Here is a 17,049-nt window from a genome sequence, read left to right as displayed (position 1 = left end):
CAACCGCAACGCACGTTGACGAAACTCCGGCGAATACTGGCGGGGCATGTTCTCGATCCTCCTACAAAGATCGGAACAAAACCTGGGGCGGTTCACAGATGCGGTCAACGACATAACAACATCCTCGCCACCGAGTACGACAAATCCCGGCCGCTCAAAGCCGCACCGCACCCACCTCGCGTCCCTATCCACAGTCACGAATTTGTCCACAGACCCTGCCGACCATCGGCCGTGGTTAGCCATGGCTCGTCGGTGGCTCGGCGCTCAATGGGCAGCAAGCAAAGAGCGCTATCTGAGACACCTGCGAAAGGAAATTGAGCCCATGTTCGAAACACCGCTGACCGTGGTCGGCCACATCGTCAACAACCCCGAGCGTCGACAGGTAGGCACCCAGGAGGTGATCAAGTTCCGGGTGGCCAGCAATTCTCGACGCCGGACGGGTGACGGCAGCTGGGAGCCGGGCAACTCGCTGTTCATCACCGTCAATTGCTGGGGAAAGCTGGTCACCGGGGTCGGGGCCGCGCTGGGCAAGGGCGCGCCGGTGATCGTGGTGGGCCACGTCTACACCAGCGAGTACGAGGACCGCGACGGCAATCGCCGTTCGTCGCTGGAGATGCGCGCTACATCGGTCGGCCCGGACTGCTCGCGGGCGATCGTGCGCATCGAAAAACCCGGCTACACCGGTCCCGCTGTGGAACCGGCGGCTGCTAACAGCGCGGAGGAACCGGCCGACGTGGACTCGGTCGGATCCGGCGACGGCGCCGAGAACCCCAGCGCGCTACCTCTGTCGGCTTAGCGGGCGGGCCGGGCATCCCGGGCGATGCATAGGATGGTCCGCGAGATCATTCTCGAAGACCAGAAAGGCACAACCCCGGCATGGCTGAGTTCATCTACACGATGAAAAAGGTCCGCAAGGCGCACGGCGACAAGGTGATCCTGGACGACGTCACGCTGAGTTTCTTCCCGGGCGCCAAGATCGGTGTCGTCGGCCCCAACGGCGCCGGTAAGTCGAGCGTCTTGCGGATCATGGCCGGACTGGACAAGCCGAACAACGGCGACGCGTTCCTAGCCAACGGTGCCACGGTCGGCATCCTGCAACAGGAGCCCCCGCTGAACGAGGAGAAGACCGTTCGCGGCAACGTGGAAGAGGGCTTGGGCGAGATCAAAGTCAAGCTCGACCGCTTCAACGAGGTCGCCGAGCTGATGGCCACCGACTACTCCGACGAGCTGATGGAGGAGATGGGCCGGCTGCAAGAGGAGCTGGACCATGCCGACGCGTGGGACCTCGACTCGCAGCTGGAGCAGGCGATGGACGCGCTGCGCTGCCCGCCGCCCGACGAGCCGGTGACCAATCTGTCCGGTGGTGAGCGACGCCGGGTGGCGCTGTGCAAACTGCTGCTGTCCAAGCCCGACCTGCTGCTGCTCGATGAGCCGACCAACCACCTGGACGCCGAGAGCGTGCAGTGGCTCGAACAGCATCTGGCCAGCTATCCGGGCGCGATCCTGGCCGTCACCCACGACCGCTACTTCCTGGACAACGTCGCCGAATGGATCCTGGAACTCGACCGCGGCCGCGCCTATCCCTACGAAGGCAACTACTCGACCTACCTGGAGAAGAAGGCCGAGCGGATCGCGGTTCAGGGCCGCAAGGACGCGAAGCTGCAGAAGCGGTTGCAAGAGGAACTGGCCTGGGTGCGCTCCGGCGCCAAGGCGCGACAGGCCAAGAGCAAGGCCCGGCTGCAGCGCTACGAAGAAATGGCCGCCGAGGCGGAAAAGACGCGCAAGCTCGATTTCGAGGAGATCCAGATCCCGGTCGGGCCGCGGCTGGGCAATGTGGTGGTCGAGGTCGACCACCTGGACAAGGGCTTCGAGGGACGCACCCTGATCAAGGATCTGTCGTTCACCTTGCCCCGCAACGGCATCGTCGGCGTCATCGGCCCCAACGGCGTCGGTAAGACCACGTTGTTCAAAACGATCGTCGGTCTTGAGCAGCCGGACAGCGGCACGGTCAAGGTCGGCGAGACCGTCAAGCTCAGTTACGTGGACCAGAGCCGCGCCGGCATCGATCCGAAAAAGACCGTCTGGGAAGTCGTCTCCGACGGGCTGGACCACATCATCGTCGGCCAGACCGAAGTCCCGTCGCGGGCTTACGTGTCGGCGTTCGGATTCAAGGGTCCCGACCAGCAGAAGCCGGCGGGTGTGCTGTCCGGTGGTGAGCGCAACCGGCTCAACCTCGCGCTGACCCTGAAGCAGGGCGGAAACCTGATCCTGCTCGATGAGCCGACCAACGACCTCGACGTCGAAACACTGAGTTCGCTGGAGAACGCCCTCGAACAATTCCCCGGCTGCGCGGTGGTGATTTCGCACGACCGCTGGTTCCTCGACCGCACCTGCACGCACATCCTGGCTTGGGAGGGTGACGAGGACAACGAGGCCAAGTGGTTCTGGTTCGAGGGCAACTTTGGTGCATATGAGGAAAACAAAGTCGAACGACTCGGAGCCGAAGCCGCCAGGCCGCACCGGGTGACGCATCGCAAGCTGACGCGGGACTAGTGTCACCTTTGCCAGCAGCCCCGCAACGATGCGCCCGGTTCGGTCGCCGAGATGTGGGGTGACTGCGCGTAGTGCCAACCGTCCTGAGTAGGGAGCTAACGGCATGACGATCGGTTCCGGACCGAAGCAGGCAACCATCCCGTGGACCGCGTTCGCCACGATGTCGGACGTTCCTGACTGGATCTCCAAGGCCTACGTCGAGACCTATCGCGGCCCCCACGATAAAGAACCCGGAACGCTCGAAACCGGCGTCATCGACCTGACCATCCCGGCCACCATCCTCACCCCGGCGTTGCTGAGCGCCCACTACCGGCTGGGCCAGCACCGACCGCCCGGCGAGAGCTGCGTGGCGGTCTACCCTCCCGACGATCCCGCGGGCTTCGGGCCCGCGCTGCAGGTCGTCACCGATCACGGCGGCATGCTGATGGACTCCGTCACCGTGCTGCTGCACCGGCTCGGTGTCTCCTACTCCGCGCTGATGACCCCGGTATTCGATGTGCAGCGCAACCCGGCGGGCGACCTGGTCAGCATCGAACCCAAGGCGCCCGGCACCCCGCAATACGTCGGCGAGGCGTGGATCCACATCCAGTTCGTGCCCACCGTCGACACCAAGGCGCTCGCCGAGGTCGAGAGGGTGCTGCCCAAGGTCCTCAGCGACGTCCAACAGGTGGCCGCCGACGCCGCGGCGATTATCGCCGCCCTGAGCAACCTGGCCGCGGATGTCGAAAACAACCCTGGCGGGCGGTTCACCGCGCCCGACCGCGAGGATGTCGCGGCGCTGCTGCGCTGGCTGGGTGAGGGGAACTTCCTGCTGCTGGGCTACCAGCGGTGCCGGGTGCACGACGGTCTGGTTTCTGGCGACGGGACCAGCGAGCTCGGCGTGCTGCGCAGCCGGACCGGTTCTCGCCCGCGACTGACCGACGACGACAAGCTGCTGGTGTTAGCCCAGGCCACCGTCGGTAGCTACCTGCGCTACGGCGCCTATCCCTACGCCATCGGGGTGCGCGAATACGTCGACGGCGGCGTGCTCGAGCACCGCTTCGTCGGGCTGTTCACCGTCGCCGCGATGAACGCCGACGTGCTGGAGATCCCGTCGATCTCGCGCCGGGTCCGCGAGGCCCTGGCGATGGCCGACAACGACCCCGTCCACCCGGCTCAATTGATCCTCGACGTGATCCAGACCGTCCCGCGTTCGGAGCTGTTCACCCTCAGCGGCGAACGGCTATTCACGATGGCAAAAGCCGTGGTGGATCTGGGATCCCAGCGCCGGGCGTTGTTGTTCGTCCGGGACGACCGGCTGCGCTACTTCGTCTCCTGCCTGGTCTATGTGCCCCGCGATCGCTACACGACGGCCGTGCGGTTGCAGATCGAGGACATCCTGGTCCGCGAATTTGGCGGGACGCGACTGGAATTCACCGCACGGGTCAGTGAATCGCCTTGGGCGCTCATGCATTTCATGGTGCGGCTGCCCGAAGATGCGGGCCCGGTCGACGTCTCCGAAAAGAACCGGATGCGAATCCAGGCCCTGATCAGCGAGGCCGCGCGCACCTGGTCGGACCGGCTCGTCGCCGCCGCACCCACGGGAGCGATCTCGCACGCCGACGCCGAGCACTACGCCGGTGCCTTCTCCGAGGCCTACAAGACCGCGGTGACCCCGGCCGACGCCATTGGCCACATCAACATCATCAACGAGCTGACCAGCGATTCGGTCAAGCTCGTGTTCACCGATCGCGGCGAGGAAACCGCGCAGCTGACCTGGTTCTTGGGTGGGCACAGTGCCTCGCTGAGCCAGCTGCTGCCGATGCTGCAGAGCATGGGTGTTGTCGTGCTCGAGGAACGGCCGTTCACGGTCATGCGGCCGGACGGATTGCCGGTCTGGATCTATCAGTTCCGGATCTCGCCGCACCCGACCATCCAGGTGGCGCAGACGCAAGCCGACCGCGACGCGACGGCACAACGATTCGCCGAGGCCGTCACCGCGATCTGGCACGGGCGGGTCGAAGTTGACCGGTTCAACGAGTTGGTGATGCGGGCCGGGCTGAGCTGGCAGCAGGTCGTGCTGCTGCGTGCATACGCAAAGTACTTGCGGCAAGCCAACTTTCCCTACAGCCAGTCCTACATCGAATCGGTGCTCAACGAGCATCCCTCGACAGCGCGATCGCTGGTGCGGCTGTTTGAGGCGCTGTTCGATCCGAGCGGATCGGCGACGAGCCGCGACGCGCAAACGGCCGCCGCCGCCGTCGCCGCGGACATCGACGCGTTGGTCAGCCTGGACACCGACCGCATCCTGCGTGCCTTCGCGTCACTGGTGCAGGCCACGCTGCGCACCAATTACTTTGTGACGCGCGAGGGTTCGGCACGGGCCCGCAACGTGCTGGCGATCAAGCTGGATGCCCAACTGGTCGACGAGCTCCCGCTGCCGCGGCCCAAGTACGAGATCTTCATCTACTCACCGCGCGTCGAGGGTGTGCACCTGCGGTTCGGCCCGGTTGCCCGTGGCGGGCTGCGCTGGTCGGACCGGCGCGACGACTTCCGCACCGAGATCCTGGGTCTGGTCAAGGCGCAAGCGGTCAAGAACGCCGTCATCGTTCCCGTCGGAGCCAAGGGCGGTTTCGTCCTCAAACGCCCGCCGCTGCCCACCGGCGACGCCGCGGCCGACCGCGACGCGACCCGCGCCGAGGGCGTCGCCTGCTATCAACTCTTCATCTCCGGATTGCTGGATGTCACCGACAATGTCGACCACTCAACCGGAAAGGTAAGCCCCCCACCGCAAGTGACGCGCCGCGACGGCGACGACGCCTATCTGGTGGTCGCCGCGGACAAGGGCACCGCGACCTTCTCCGACATCGCCAACGACGTCGCCCACTCCTACGGGTTCTGGCTGGGCGATGCCTTCGCCTCCGGCGGATCGGTCGGCTACGACCACAAGGCCATGGGGATCACTGCCAAAGGCGCCTGGGAAGCCGTCAAACGACACTTCCGCGAGATGGGCGTCGACACCCAGACCCAGGACTTCACGGTGGTGGGCATCGGCGACATGAGCGGTGACGTGTTCGGCAACGGCATGCTGCTGAGCAAGCACATCAGGCTGGTCGCCGCGTTCGATCACCGGCACATCTTCTTGGACCCCGACCCTGACGCGGCCAGGACCTGGCCGGAGCGCCAGCGGATGTTCGACCTGCCGCGCTCCAGCTGGGAGGACTACGACAAGTCGCTGATCAGCGAGGGCGGCGGGGTATACAGCCGCGAGCACAAGTCGATCCCGATCAGCCCGCAGGTGCGCCTGGCCCTGGGCATCGACGACGAGGTCACCGAGATGGCCCCGCCCAACCTGATGAAGGCAATCCTGCTCGCACCGGTGGACCTACTGTTCAACGGCGGTATCGGTACCTACGTCAAAGCCGAATCCGAGTCCGACGCCGATGTCGGCGACCGGGCCAACGACCCGGTGCGGGTCAACGGAAACCAGTTGCGCGCCAAGGTAATCGGCGAGGGGGGCAACCTCGGCGTGACGGCCCTGGGCCGCGTCGAGTTCGACCTCGCGGGTGGGCGGGTCAACACCGACGCGCTGGACAACTCTGCCGGCGTGGACTGCTCCGACCACGAGGTCAACATCAAGATCCTGATCGACTCGCTGGTCACGGCCGGCAAAGTTCACGCCGACGAGCGCAGCGCGCTGCTGGAATCGATGACCGACGAGGTCGCGAAACTGGTGCTCGCCGACAACGAGGACCAGAACGACCTGATGGGCACCAGCCGCGCCAACGCCCCGAGCCTGCTGCCGGTGCACGCCATGCAGATCAAGTTCCTCGAAGAGAACGGCGTCGACCGCGAACTGGAAGCGCTGCCGTCGGAAAAGGAGATCGTGCGGCGCACCGAAGCTGGTCTCGGGCTGACCTCACCCGAGCTGTGCACGCTGATGGCCCACGTGAAGCTGCTCCTGAAAGCGGAGATGCTGACCACCGAACTGCCAGAGCAGGACGTCTTCGCGTCGAGGTTGCCACGCTATTTCCCGACGCCGTTGCGGGAGCGATTCACCCCGGAGATCCGCACTCACCAGCTGCGCCGCGAGATCGTCACGACGATGTTGATCAACGACATGGTGGACGCCGCCGGTATCAGCTACGCGTTCCGGATCACCCAGGACGTCGGGGTCGGGCACATTGACGCGGTCCGCACCTGGGTGGCCACCGACGCCATCTTCGGGATCGACGAGATCTGGCGCGGTATTCGCGCGGCGGATATCCCGGTCGCGCTCTCGGACCAGATGACGCTGGATACCCGACGTCTGATCGATCGGGCCGGACGCTGGCTGCTCAACTACCGCCCGCAGCCGCTGGCCGTCGGCGCCGAAATCAACCGCTTCGCCGCCAAGGTCAAAACGCTGACCCCCCGGATGTCGGAGTGGCTGCGTGGCGACGACAAGGCCATCGTCGAACAGGAAGCCGCAGCGTTCGCCGCCGAGGGTGCGCCGAAAGAGTTGGCCTACCTGGTGGCGGCCGGTCTGTACCGCTTCAGCCTGCTCGACATCATCGACATCGCCGACATCACCGATACCGAAACAGCCGACGTCGCGGACACGTATTTCGCGCTGATGGACCGGCTGGGCACCGACGGCCTGCTCACCGCGATATCCGCCCTGCCCCGATACGACCGCTGGCATTCCTTGGCGCGCTTGGCAATCCGCGATGACATCTACGCCTCGCTGCGGTCGCTGTGTCTCGACGTGCTCGCGGTGGGGGAGCCGGACGAAAGTGGGGAAGAGAAGATCGCGGAGTGGGAGCACATCAGCGCGTCCCGGGTGGAGCGGGCAAGGCGAACGCTCACCGAGATCTATGCCAGCGGCGCCAAGGATCTTGCAACGCTGTCGGTGGCCGCGCGACAGATCCGCCGCATGACCCGCACCAGCGGACGGGGGACTTCCGGGTGACCGTCGGATTCGTCGCCCAGGTGCCGGTGCGCTGGTCGGACATCGACATGTACCAGCACGTCAACCACGCCACGATGGTCACGCTGCTGGAAGAGGCGCGGGTTCCTTTCCTCAAACCGGCGTTCGAGGTCGATATCTTGGAGATCGGGCTGCTGATCGCCGACGTACGGGTCACCTACAAGGCGCAGCTGAAGTTGGTCGATTCGCCTCTGCAGGTGACTATTTGGACCAAGCAGCTGCGGACTGTCGATTTCACGCTCGGCTACGAGGTACGTTCGGTCGGCGCCGACCCCCAGTCCAAGCCGGCCGTCATCGCCGAGTCACAGCTGGCCGCGGTTCACATCCAGGAGCAGCGGTTGGTGCGCCTCTCGCCACAGCATCGGGAGTACCTGCAACGGTGGCTGCGCTAGCTGACCGCGGATTGTGGCTGGGCCCTGCATCGATGGCGGCCCATCGATCCGACCTGGCTGCGTTCGTCGATCGTGCTCTGCGCCTCGACGATGCCGCGGTCGTTCGGTTGCGGACTCGCGCACCCGGCTTGCTAACAGCTTGGATGGCAACGGGTTTCGACGTGCTCGCCAGCCGGGTAGTGGTAGGCCGGGTGAGCCCGGACGACATGACGGTCGCCGCGGACGGATTGGGCCGCGGGCTGTCGGCGATGGATGACACCGGCTACGTCGACCCGGGTTTCGCAATGGACTCGTCGTGGCGCAGTGCACTGCCGCCGGAGTCCGGCTTCACCCACCTCGACGACGTGCCGGCCCAGGTGATGCTGGATCTGGCGCAAGAAGGCGCACGACTGGCCAGGGAGCACAGCAGCTCGCACGGCCCGCCGGCCTCGCTGCTCGACCAGGAGGTGATCCGGGTCAGCTCGGCCGACACCAGCGTCGGGCTACCGATGCGTTGTGTGTTCGCTTTGACCGCAATGGGTTTCCTGCCGCAGTCAAGGGATGCAATCGACGCGAGTGAAATCATCCGGGTTCGCACCCTTCCGGCCTGGTTGCGTCTGGACGCCCGCTTCGGATCGGTCTACCGCCGGCGGGGCGAGGCGGCGATGGTGCTGCGCTGAGTGAAGCGTGTCAGGTCCGGTACAACAACCACAACGGCAAGACGGCATCCAGGTAATCCATAAACTTCTTGAGCCCCACCCGGTATTGCCCGAATCCGTATGGATCTTCGGCATATTCGGGAAAACCGATGCCCAGCCCGAAGAGTCCCGGGGCAAGGATGCCGTTTCTCCTGTTGTAATCCAACAGGCCCCACTGCGGCGTCTCGGGCAGCTTTCTGCGTTCGAAACCGACGGTGTAGACCACGCGATCGCATTGCGCGAGTTTGTCGTCGAATTCCGGGCTTGATACCCAGCATCGGTCCAGCCGTTCCGGATAGACGCCGTCGATGTTCTCCCGCGCCCACGCGGCCGCCTGGCCTTTGAGGCCGGTATCATCGAACAGAATCCAATCATCCAGGTACACAGCGTATTTCAGCGGGCTCTGGTAGAAGTTGATCACCCGTTCGACCGGGTGGCGCAGCAGATTCGGCAGCACGATCATCGACGAGTGTGACGAGCCGAAGACGGCCACCGTCGCGCCGTCGAGCGACTGCTCGGCCAGCCGGTCGGGATCCAGCGCGACCTCGACGTCGATCTCCCGCAGGCCGGGATATGCAAGCTTTTTGGGCGCCGCGCCGACGGCGAGGATCACATTTTCGGAGACGATCTCTTGTTGTCCGGTTTCAATTCTCCATTGCCTGTTGCCCAGAAAAAGCGAGGTCGCTGTGGTCTGAAAGACGTGTACCCGCTGGCGCAGGTGCGTGGTAATCCACACCAGCGGATCGGCCACCAGGTCCAGCGCGCACGTCTGGCCCGGCTTCACATCCCGCAGCGGTAGCGGCGGTGCCTCCGAGAACCGAAATGCCGCAGAGCCGTTCAGGAAGTGCAGGAAGGTTTCGGCGATGGTATTACTCGACACCGCCCGCCACTTCTGGCCGAGATCGCCTGCCGCAAAAGCGGGATCGATCCAAGCGATCTTCTCCGCCGCGATGCCCTGATCTAAAAGCCTTCCCACCGCGGCAATTCCGGCGGGGCCGGCTCCGATCACTGCCCACGCATACGCTGCCATGTAACACATATAGGCCAGCGCGGGCCGCGGCGCGAATCGGCCCCCGGTGGAAGGCTAGACCAACCAGGCCGCCGCGTCGGCCGGCAACTGGTCGTCGACCAACGGTGCACTGGCGAAAATGAGTTCACCGGCTGGCAGTGCCATCGGACGATCTCCGGTATTCAGCGCGCACACCAGGCCGCCTGGCCGCCGGAATACCAGCGCATCGTCGGTTGCCGTCAGCCACTCCAGCTCGACGCCGTCGAATTCGGTGCGCTCCCTGCGCAGTTTGAGCACCGTGCGAAAAAACGCCAACGTCGAATCGGGATCCGCGTCCTGCTTTTCGACCGTCAGCGACGCCCAGTCGGCCGGCATCGGCAACCAGGTGTCGGGCGAACTGGAGAACCCGAACGGGGGAGTGTCGCCCGACCACGGCAGCGGAACCCGGACCTTGTCGCGGCCCCGCTCGGTGTGCCCGGACCGTTCCCAGGTCGGGTCCTGCAGCGCCTCTTCGGGCAGGTCCAGCACGTCGGGCAGCCCGAGCTCCTCGCCGTTGTAGATGAACACCGTGCCGGGCAGGGCGAGCATCGCCATCGCCATCGCCCGCGCCCGGCGCAACCCGATTTCGCCGCCGCCGTAGCGGGTGACCTCACGGTCGATGTCGTGGTTGGACAGCGTCCAGGTCGGAACGGAGTCATAGATGGCGGTGGCCTTCAGCGAGTTCTCGACGGCGTCGTGAATTTGGTGCGCGTCGAAGGCGACCTTGGTCAACCGGAAATTGAAGCCGAGATGCAGTTCGTCGGGCCGCAGGTACTCGGCCCAGAGCATGTTGTCCAGCACCCACACTTCGCCGATGGTCACCGCGCCGTCGTATTCGTCGACGATCTTGCGAATCTTGCGATGGATGTCGTGTACGGCCGGGTTGTTGAAACGCGGGTCGTCGTCGCGGTGCGACAACACCTTGACGGCTTCCTGCGCGTCGGGCAGGCCGGCCGGCTTGGCCATCCCGTGTGCCACGTCGATGCGGAACCCGTCCACCCCACGCTCCAGCCAGAACCGCAGCGACGCCTCGAAGTCGTCGAAGACCTCGGGGTTTTCCCAGTTCAGGTCCGGCTGGTGGGTGTCGAACAGGTGCAGGTAGTACTGGCCGGGTTTGCCGTCAGGCTCGACCACCCGCTCCCAGGCCGGCCCGCCGAACACCGACGTCCAGTTGTTCGGCGGCAGTTCCCCGTCGGGTCCCTTGCCGTCGCGGAAGTAATACCGCTCCCGCGCTTCGGTGCCCGGGCCGGCGGCCAGCGCGGCCTGGAACCACGCGTGCTGGGAGCTGGTGTGGTTGGGCACCACGTCCATGGTGATCTTGATGTTGCGCTCGTGGGCTGCGGTGATCAGCCGTTCGATCGCCGGCATCCCGCCGAACAGGGGATCGATGTCACGCGGATCGGCGACGTCGTAGCCGTGGTCGGCCATCGGCGAGACGGTGACCGGGCTGAGCCAGATCGCGTCGATGCCCAGCTGCACCAGGTAATCCAGATGGGCGACGATGCCGTCGATGTCCCCGACGCCGTCGCCGTTACTGTCGGCGAAGGACCGTGGATAGACCTGGTAAAAGACCGCGTTCGACCACCATGCTGCGGGGCTCATATTGCTCCGTTCGGTTGCGAGGTATCTACAAGGGCGAATTGACGAGTGAGTGAGCTGCCATTTCCAGATAGTTGAGCAGCTCTCGGCGATGCTCGTCGTCGAGAGTGTGTGCGTCGATCGACGCGACGGCGGTGTGCATGCAGCGCAACCACGCATCGCGCTCGATCGGGGTGATCCGGAACGGCACGTGACGCATCCGCAGTCGCGGGTGCCCGCGCTGGTCGGAATAGGTGCGCGGGCCGCCCCAGTACTGCTCGAGGAACATGCGCAGCCGCTCTTCGGCGCCCTGCAGGTCGTCCAGCGGATACAGCTCACGCAGGATTTCGTCCTCGGGGACCTGGGCATAGAAGCGCGCCACGATCGTTTTGAAGGTCTCGGCACCGCCGACGGCGTCGTAAAAGGACTGTTGTACCTGATCCATCACCCCCCATTGTGGTGCATCGGCAAGCCGGCGCAGTCAAACGGGCGGAGTCGCTCCTGCTGTTCACCGGTTCGACACGGCGTGCACCAGCAATTAGGCGTGCGATTGGCGACGAATCATGGTGGACTATCGGCGGAGGATTTATGGCGCAGGGCAAGAGACGCCGCAGCCACCGAAGTTCAGGGGCCGCGGCAGGGCTGACCGGACCCACACCCGCGTCGTCTCTCCATAGCGTCGATACCCATCCGCCCAACCGGCACGAAAGCGCTTCCATCTGGAGCCGCCGCCGGGTTCTGCTGCTGAATTCCACCTACGAACCGCTGACCGCGCTGCCGATGCGGCGCGCGATCGTGATGGTGATCTGCGGCAAGGCCGACGTGGTGCACCACGACCCATCCGGGCCGGTCATCCACTCGGCGAGCGAGTCGATCCCGGTGCCGTCGGTGATCCAGCTGCGGACCTACGTCCGGGTTCCCTACCGGGCCCGCGTCCCGATGACCCGCGCGGCCCTGATGCACCGCGACCGCTTCTGCTGCGCCTATTGCGGAGCGAAAGCCGACACCGTCGACCACGTCGTGCCGCGCAGCCGCGGCGGCGGCCACTCCTGGGAGAACTGCGTCGCCTGCTGCTCGACCTGCAACCACCGCAAGGGCGACAAGCTGCTCGCCGAGCTCGGTTGGACACTGCGCCGGGCGCCGCTGCCGCCGACCGGGCAGCACTGGCGACTGCTGTCCACGGTCAAGGAAATGGATCCGTCCTGGGTCCGATACCTCGGCGAGGGCGCGGCCTGACGGCCAATCTCGTGTCCAAGCGCGCCGCGGGATCACTCGGTGGGATACGGTTTCCGTCGTGAGCGCTATGGAGATTCACCTGTACTTAATTGGAATCCCGGCGTTGCTGGTGATCGTGCTGGCGGCGCTGATCTGGTCGCGCAAGGGGCCGCACCCGGCGACTTACAAGATGTCCGAGCCGTGGACGCATCCGCCGATTCTGTGGGCGGCCACCGACGAATTCGTCGGCCACTCGCACGGACATCACGCATCGGAATTCTCAGTCGGAGGTGGCGCCAGTGGCACATGGTGAGGTAGCGACGAAGGCCCCGGCGGAACTGCCCGCCGGCTTTGCGATCACCTCCAGCGGACGGGTTTCCGGCGTCACCGAGCCCGGTGAGCTGTCGGTGCATTACCCATTCCCGATCACGGACCTGGTCGCGATCGACGACGCCCTGAAATACGGCTCGCGCCAGTCGATGACGCGGTTCGCCATCTACATCGGCGACCTGGGCAGCGACACCGCGGCCCGGGCGCGCGAGATCCTGGCCGACGTGCCGACGCCCAACAATGCGGTGCTACTGGCCGTTTCGCCCGACCAAGCGGTCATCGAGGTGGTCTACGGCTCCGAGGTCCGCGGACGCGGTGCCGAATCGGCCGCCCCGCTGGGCGTGGCCGCGGCCTCGTCGGCGTTCGAGCAGGGGCACCTGGTCGACGGCCTGGTCAGCGCGATTCGTGTGCTGAGCGCCGGTATCAGCCCGGCCTAACGGCTAGGCACCGTCGAAGAGGCGGGCCCGCAACGCCCGCTTCACCCCGGCCTGGCCCTCCAGCACCAGGCGGCGCAGCGCCGGGGGCACCTCGGAGTCCGGCGCCGACAGGAACTCGTCGGCGGCGGCGATGCCCTCCTCGCTGATGTTCCAGGACGGGTACAGCCCGATCACCACCGTCTGCGCGACCTCGCTGGAACGCCGTGCCCAGACGCCGGGAATGGCCTGGAAATAACGCGCCGTGAACGGCTTGAGCAACTCACCCTGGCCGGGCGCCGCGAATCCCCCGACGATCGAGCGCGCCGACGTGTTGGCCACGGTGTCGTCTTCGACCACCGTGATGAACGCCTGCTCCTTGACCTCGAGCTGGGGACGGGCCGCGGCGGCCTGGGCGCCGTGGCGCTTGCCGGTCGCGGTCGGGTCGCGTCGCACCTCGGCGTCGATGAACGGCGTCTCGATGCCGTCGGAGTCGATATCGCCGGCGGTGGCCAACGCGGTCACAATGCGCCAGCGCAGGTCGGTGTCGATCTCGAGGCTCGCCAGGCCCAATTCGGACGGATCCCGATCGAGCAGATCGGCCAGCACCGCGATGTGCCGGTCAGAAAGCACCGACGAGCACAGCGTGTTGACGAAGGCGAGCTGGTGATCCGATCCCGGTTCGGCAGCCCGCGCCAGCGCCAGCACCCGGTCGGTGAACTGCGGCCAGCCGTGCTCACTGGCCCAGCCCGGCTCGGCGTAGGAACCCAGCGCGGTCTGCGCCTGCATCAGCAACCGTTGTGCCACACCGACTTCCGTCTCGGCCTGCACACCGCCGGAGACCAGCGCGACGAAGTCGCGGGCCCGCAGCTCCGCCTCGCGGGTCATCTCCCACGCGGCCGACCACACCAGCGAGCGGGGCAGTGGATCGGCGATGTCGGCGATGCGCTCCAGCGCGGTCCGCAACGACTGAGTATCCAGGCGAAGCGAGCAGTAGGTCAGGTCGTCGTCGTTGACCAGAATCAACTTGCCCGACGAAACGCCAACCAGCCCAGGCACTTCCGTCTGTGGCCCGTCGACGTCGAGCTCCTCCCGGTGCACCCGCACCAGCTTGCCCGCGCCGTCGTCGTCGTAGATCCCGACGGCCAGCCGATGTACCCGGGTCTCACCGGCCCCCGGGGCCGCGCCGCTCTGCGTCACCACGAAACGAGTGAACTTCCCGTCGGCATCGGTGTCGAATTCGGGCCGCAGCGTGTTGAGCCCGGTGGTTTTCAGCCACTGCTGTCCCCAATTCGACAGGTCGCGACCGGAGGCCTGCTCCAGCGCGGACAGCAGGTCGCTGAAGGTGGCGTTGCCGAAGGCATGCGTGCGGAAGTAGTCGCGCAGGCCGGCCAGGAAGTGCTCCAGCCCGACGTAGGCCACCAGCTGCTTGAGCACCGAAGCGCCCTTGGCGTAGGTGATGCCGTCGAAGTTCACCTCGACCGCGTGCAGGTCGGGGATGTCGGCGGCGATGGGATGCGTCGACGGCAACTGGTCCTGGCGGTAGGCCCACGACTTCTCGACGGTCGCGAATGTCGTCCAGGCTGAGGTGTATTCGGTCGATTCGGCCTGACACAGCACCGACGCGAACGTCGCGAACGACTCGTTGAGCCACAGGTCGTCCCACCACGTCATGGTGACCAGGTCGCCGAACCACATGTGCGCCATCTCGTGCAGCACCGTTTCGGCGCGCCGCTCGTAGAAGGCACGGGTGACCTTGCTGCGGAAGACGTAATCCTCCAGGAAGGTCACCGCCCCCGCGTTTTCCATTGCGCCGGCGTTGAATTCGGGAACGAACAGCTGGTCATATTTGCCGAATGCGTATGGCACCCCAAAGTTCTTGTGGTAGAAGCCAAATCCCTGCTTCGTCTCGGTGAACAACCGCTCGGCGTCCATGTGTTCGGCCAGTGAGGACCGGCAGTAGATGCCCAGCGGGATCTCGCCGTGCTCATCGCGGTAGGAGTCGGTCCACTGCGAATACGGGCCCGCGATCAGCGCCACCAGATAGGTGCTCATCCGCGGGGTGACGGCAAAGCTGTGCACGCCGTCCTCGACCGACGTGGTGGCGCCGTTGGAGATCACCTTCCAGTGCGCGGGCGCGGCCACCCGAAGGTCGAACGTTGCCTTGAGGTCGGGCTGGTCGAAGCAGGCGAACATGCGCTTGGCGTCCGCGGTTTCGAACTGCGAGTACAGGTAGGTCTCGTTGTCGACCGGGTCGACGAAGCGATGCAGTCCCTCGCCGGTGTTGGAGTAGCGGCAGTCGGCGTCGACGACGACCACGTTGCGGTCGGCCAGTCCCCGCAACGGGATGCCGGTCGACTCGTCGTATCCCGAGACGTCCACGTCGCGCCCATTGAGGGTGGCGCTGCGTACGGTCTGTGCCGACAGGTCGATAACCGTGTCGGCGCCGGCGAGTGCGTCGAACACCACGGTGGTGGTGGAGCGGAAGGTTCGTTCGCCGGGCCCGCCTTTGCCGTCGGTGACGTCGAGGCTGATCTGGTAGCTGTCGACGGTGATCAGAGCCGCGCGTTCGACGGCTTGGTCGCGGGTCAGGTTAGGAAGGGCCACCCGTCCAACTTAATAGCGTCGCGCGCTCACAGTGCGCAACGGGAACACGCGCGCGGCGACTACGGTTGTCCACAACGGTGCTTTAACCGTTTCCGATCTCTTGCGAGAGGACTGCGCAATGTCCGAGAAGGCCCCCGCGAACAAGGCCGATTTCTGGTTCGACCCGCTGTGCCCATGGGCATGGATCACGTCGCGCTGGATCCTCGAAGTCGAAAAGGTTCGCGACATCGAGGTGAACTTCCACGTGATGAGCCTGGCAGTGCTCAACGAGAACCGCGAAGACCTGCCCGAGCAGTATCGCGAGAACATGAAGCGGGCCTGGGGCCCGGTGCGGGTGGCGATTGCCGCCGAGCAGGCGCATGGCGCCGAGGTGCTGGCCCCGCTCTACACCGCGATGGGCACCCAGATTCACAACAAGGGCAACAAGGAACTCGGCGACGTCATCAAGCTGGCGCTCGACGAGGTCGGCCTGCCGGCCGAGTTGGCCGCCGCCGCCGACAGCGACGCCTACGACGAGGCGCTGCGCAAGAGCCATCACGCCGGCATGGACGCGGTGGGCGACGACGTCGGAACGCCCACCATCCACGTGAACAACGTCGCGTTCTTCGGGCCGGTGCTGTCGCGGATCCCGCGCGGCGAGGAAGCCGGCAAGCTGTGGGACGCCTCGGTGACCTTCGCCGCCTACCCGCACTTCTTCGAGCTCAAGCGGTCGCGCCACGAAAAGCCCGAGTTCGACTGAGCCGTCTGGCGCCGGGCGGCGTGACCCCGCGCGTTGCGTCGCCCGGGCCGCCGGGTAAGGATTGCGGTCATGCGCGTCTACCTGGGTTCAGACCACGCTGGATTCGAGCTCAAGCAAGCGGTCATCGACCACCTCAAACAGACCGGACACGAGCCGATCGACTGCGGCGCCTTCACCTATGACGCCGAGGACGACTACCCCGCCTTCTGCATCGACGCCGCGAGCCGCACGGTGGCCGACCCCGACAGTCTGGGCATTGTGATCGGGGGATCGGGCAACGGCGAGCAGATCGCCGCCAACAAGGTGCCGGGCGCTCGGTGCGCGTTGGCTTGGAGCGTCGAGACCGCGTCGCTGGCGCGTCAGCACAACAACGCACAGCTGATCGGCATCGGTGGTCGGATGCACACCGTGGACGAGGCGCTGACATTCGTCGACGCCTTCCTCACCACGCCGTGGTCGAAAGCCGAACGCCACCAACGGCGTATCGACATTCTCGACGAGTACGAGCGCACTCACCAGGCCCCGCCGGTGCCCGGCGCGCAGGCTTGA

Annotated in this window: 14 protein-coding genes; 10 read left to right on the top strand and 4 right to left on the bottom strand. The window is 65.9% G+C overall.

Going from position 1 to position 17,049, the window contains the following annotated elements; all coding sequences use genetic code 11:
* The first annotated feature begins 322 nt into the window (after positions 1-322).
* From AAHS21_RS13800 to AAHS21_RS13780, 5 genes are all read left to right on the top strand, one after another.
* A complete protein-coding gene (locus AAHS21_RS13800) occupies positions 323-796 on the top strand; it encodes a single-stranded DNA-binding protein (protein WP_342928206.1) in 474 nt (157 codons plus the stop codon).
* Between the two features lie 80 nt (positions 797-876).
* Complete coding sequence (gene ettA, locus AAHS21_RS13795) at positions 877-2,553, top strand: energy-dependent translational throttle protein EttA (protein WP_342928205.1); 1,677 nt, start codon at positions 877-879, stop codon at positions 2,551-2,553.
* Between the two features lie 103 nt (positions 2,554-2,656).
* Complete coding sequence (locus AAHS21_RS13790) at positions 2,657-7,483, top strand: NAD-glutamate dehydrogenase (protein ID WP_342928204.1); 4,827 nt, start codon at positions 2,657-2,659, stop codon at positions 7,481-7,483.
* Entirely contained in the window at positions 7,480-7,893 is a 414-nt protein-coding gene (locus AAHS21_RS13785; protein ID WP_342928203.1) for a thioesterase family protein, read from the top strand. Before AAHS21_RS13790 ends, AAHS21_RS13785 begins: the two co-directional genes overlap by 4 nt.
* A complete protein-coding gene (locus AAHS21_RS13780) occupies positions 7,881-8,552 on the top strand; it encodes a hypothetical protein (RefSeq protein ID WP_342928202.1) in 672 nt (223 codons plus the stop codon). The genes AAHS21_RS13785 and AAHS21_RS13780 overlap by 13 nt, the downstream gene beginning before the upstream one ends.
* 10 nt (positions 8,553-8,562) lie before the next feature.
* Here AAHS21_RS13780 and AAHS21_RS13775 read toward each other — a convergent pair whose 3' ends face one another.
* The 3 genes from AAHS21_RS13775 to AAHS21_RS13765 form a co-directional block, all read right to left on the bottom strand.
* The gene (locus tag AAHS21_RS13775; RefSeq protein ID WP_342928234.1) at positions 8,563-9,579 is read right to left on the bottom strand and encodes an FAD-dependent oxidoreductase; all 1,017 of its coding nucleotides are present in this window, start codon (positions 9,577-9,579) and stop codon (positions 8,563-8,565) included.
* Positions 9,580-9,654: 75 nt separating this feature from the next.
* A complete protein-coding gene (locus AAHS21_RS13770; protein ID WP_342928201.1) occupies positions 9,655-11,220 on the bottom strand; it encodes a glycoside hydrolase family 13 protein in 1,566 nt (521 codons plus the stop codon).
* A 25-nt stretch (positions 11,221-11,245) separates the two neighbouring features.
* Positions 11,246-11,641: a globin gene (locus AAHS21_RS13765; protein ID WP_096291272.1), complete on the bottom strand. Its 396-nt coding sequence runs from the start codon at positions 11,639-11,641 to the stop codon at positions 11,246-11,248.
* Between the two features lie 143 nt (positions 11,642-11,784).
* On the opposite strand from AAHS21_RS13765, the gene AAHS21_RS13760 reads away from it, so the two are divergent.
* The 3 genes from AAHS21_RS13760 to AAHS21_RS13750 all read left to right on the top strand — a co-directional run bounded on the left by AAHS21_RS13760 (position 11,785) and on the right by AAHS21_RS13750 (position 13,178).
* Entirely contained in the window at positions 11,785-12,432 is a 648-nt protein-coding gene (locus AAHS21_RS13760; RefSeq protein ID WP_342928200.1) for an HNH endonuclease, read from the top strand.
* A gap of 67 nt (positions 12,433-12,499) precedes the next feature.
* Positions 12,500-12,724, top strand: coding sequence for a hypothetical protein (locus AAHS21_RS13755; RefSeq protein WP_096289357.1), 225 nt, complete (start codon positions 12,500-12,502; stop codon positions 12,722-12,724).
* Positions 12,711-13,178: a DUF5130 domain-containing protein gene (locus tag AAHS21_RS13750; protein WP_207768555.1), complete on the top strand. Its 468-nt coding sequence runs from the start codon at positions 12,711-12,713 to the stop codon at positions 13,176-13,178. Before AAHS21_RS13755 ends, AAHS21_RS13750 begins: the two co-directional genes overlap by 14 nt.
* Before the next feature lie 3 nt (positions 13,179-13,181).
* Here the strand turns inward: AAHS21_RS13750 and pepN are convergent, their stop codons facing one another.
* Complete coding sequence (gene pepN, locus AAHS21_RS13745) at positions 13,182-15,761, bottom strand: aminopeptidase N (protein ID WP_342928199.1); 2,580 nt, start codon at positions 15,759-15,761, stop codon at positions 13,182-13,184.
* Positions 15,762-15,879: 118 nt separating this feature from the next.
* Here pepN and AAHS21_RS13740 point away from each other — a divergent pair, with 118 nt between their 5' ends.
* Both AAHS21_RS13740 and AAHS21_RS13735 read left to right on the top strand, forming a co-directional pair.
* Positions 15,880-16,500 (top strand): DsbA family protein, encoded by a 621-nt coding sequence (locus AAHS21_RS13740; RefSeq protein WP_342928198.1) that lies wholly within the window; start codon positions 15,880-15,882, stop codon positions 16,498-16,500.
* Between the two features lie 69 nt (positions 16,501-16,569).
* Complete coding sequence (locus tag AAHS21_RS13735; RefSeq protein ID WP_342928197.1) at positions 16,570-17,049, top strand: ribose-5-phosphate isomerase; 480 nt, start codon at positions 16,570-16,572, stop codon at positions 17,047-17,049.

The organism is Mycobacterium sp. 050272, assembly GCF_039023525.1.
In the GTDB taxonomy this organism is placed as follows: Bacteria; Actinomycetota; Actinomycetes; order Mycobacteriales; family Mycobacteriaceae; genus Mycobacterium.
The sequence above is the reverse complement of the archived record's forward strand: the minus strand, read 5'-3'. Positions and strand labels throughout refer to the sequence as shown.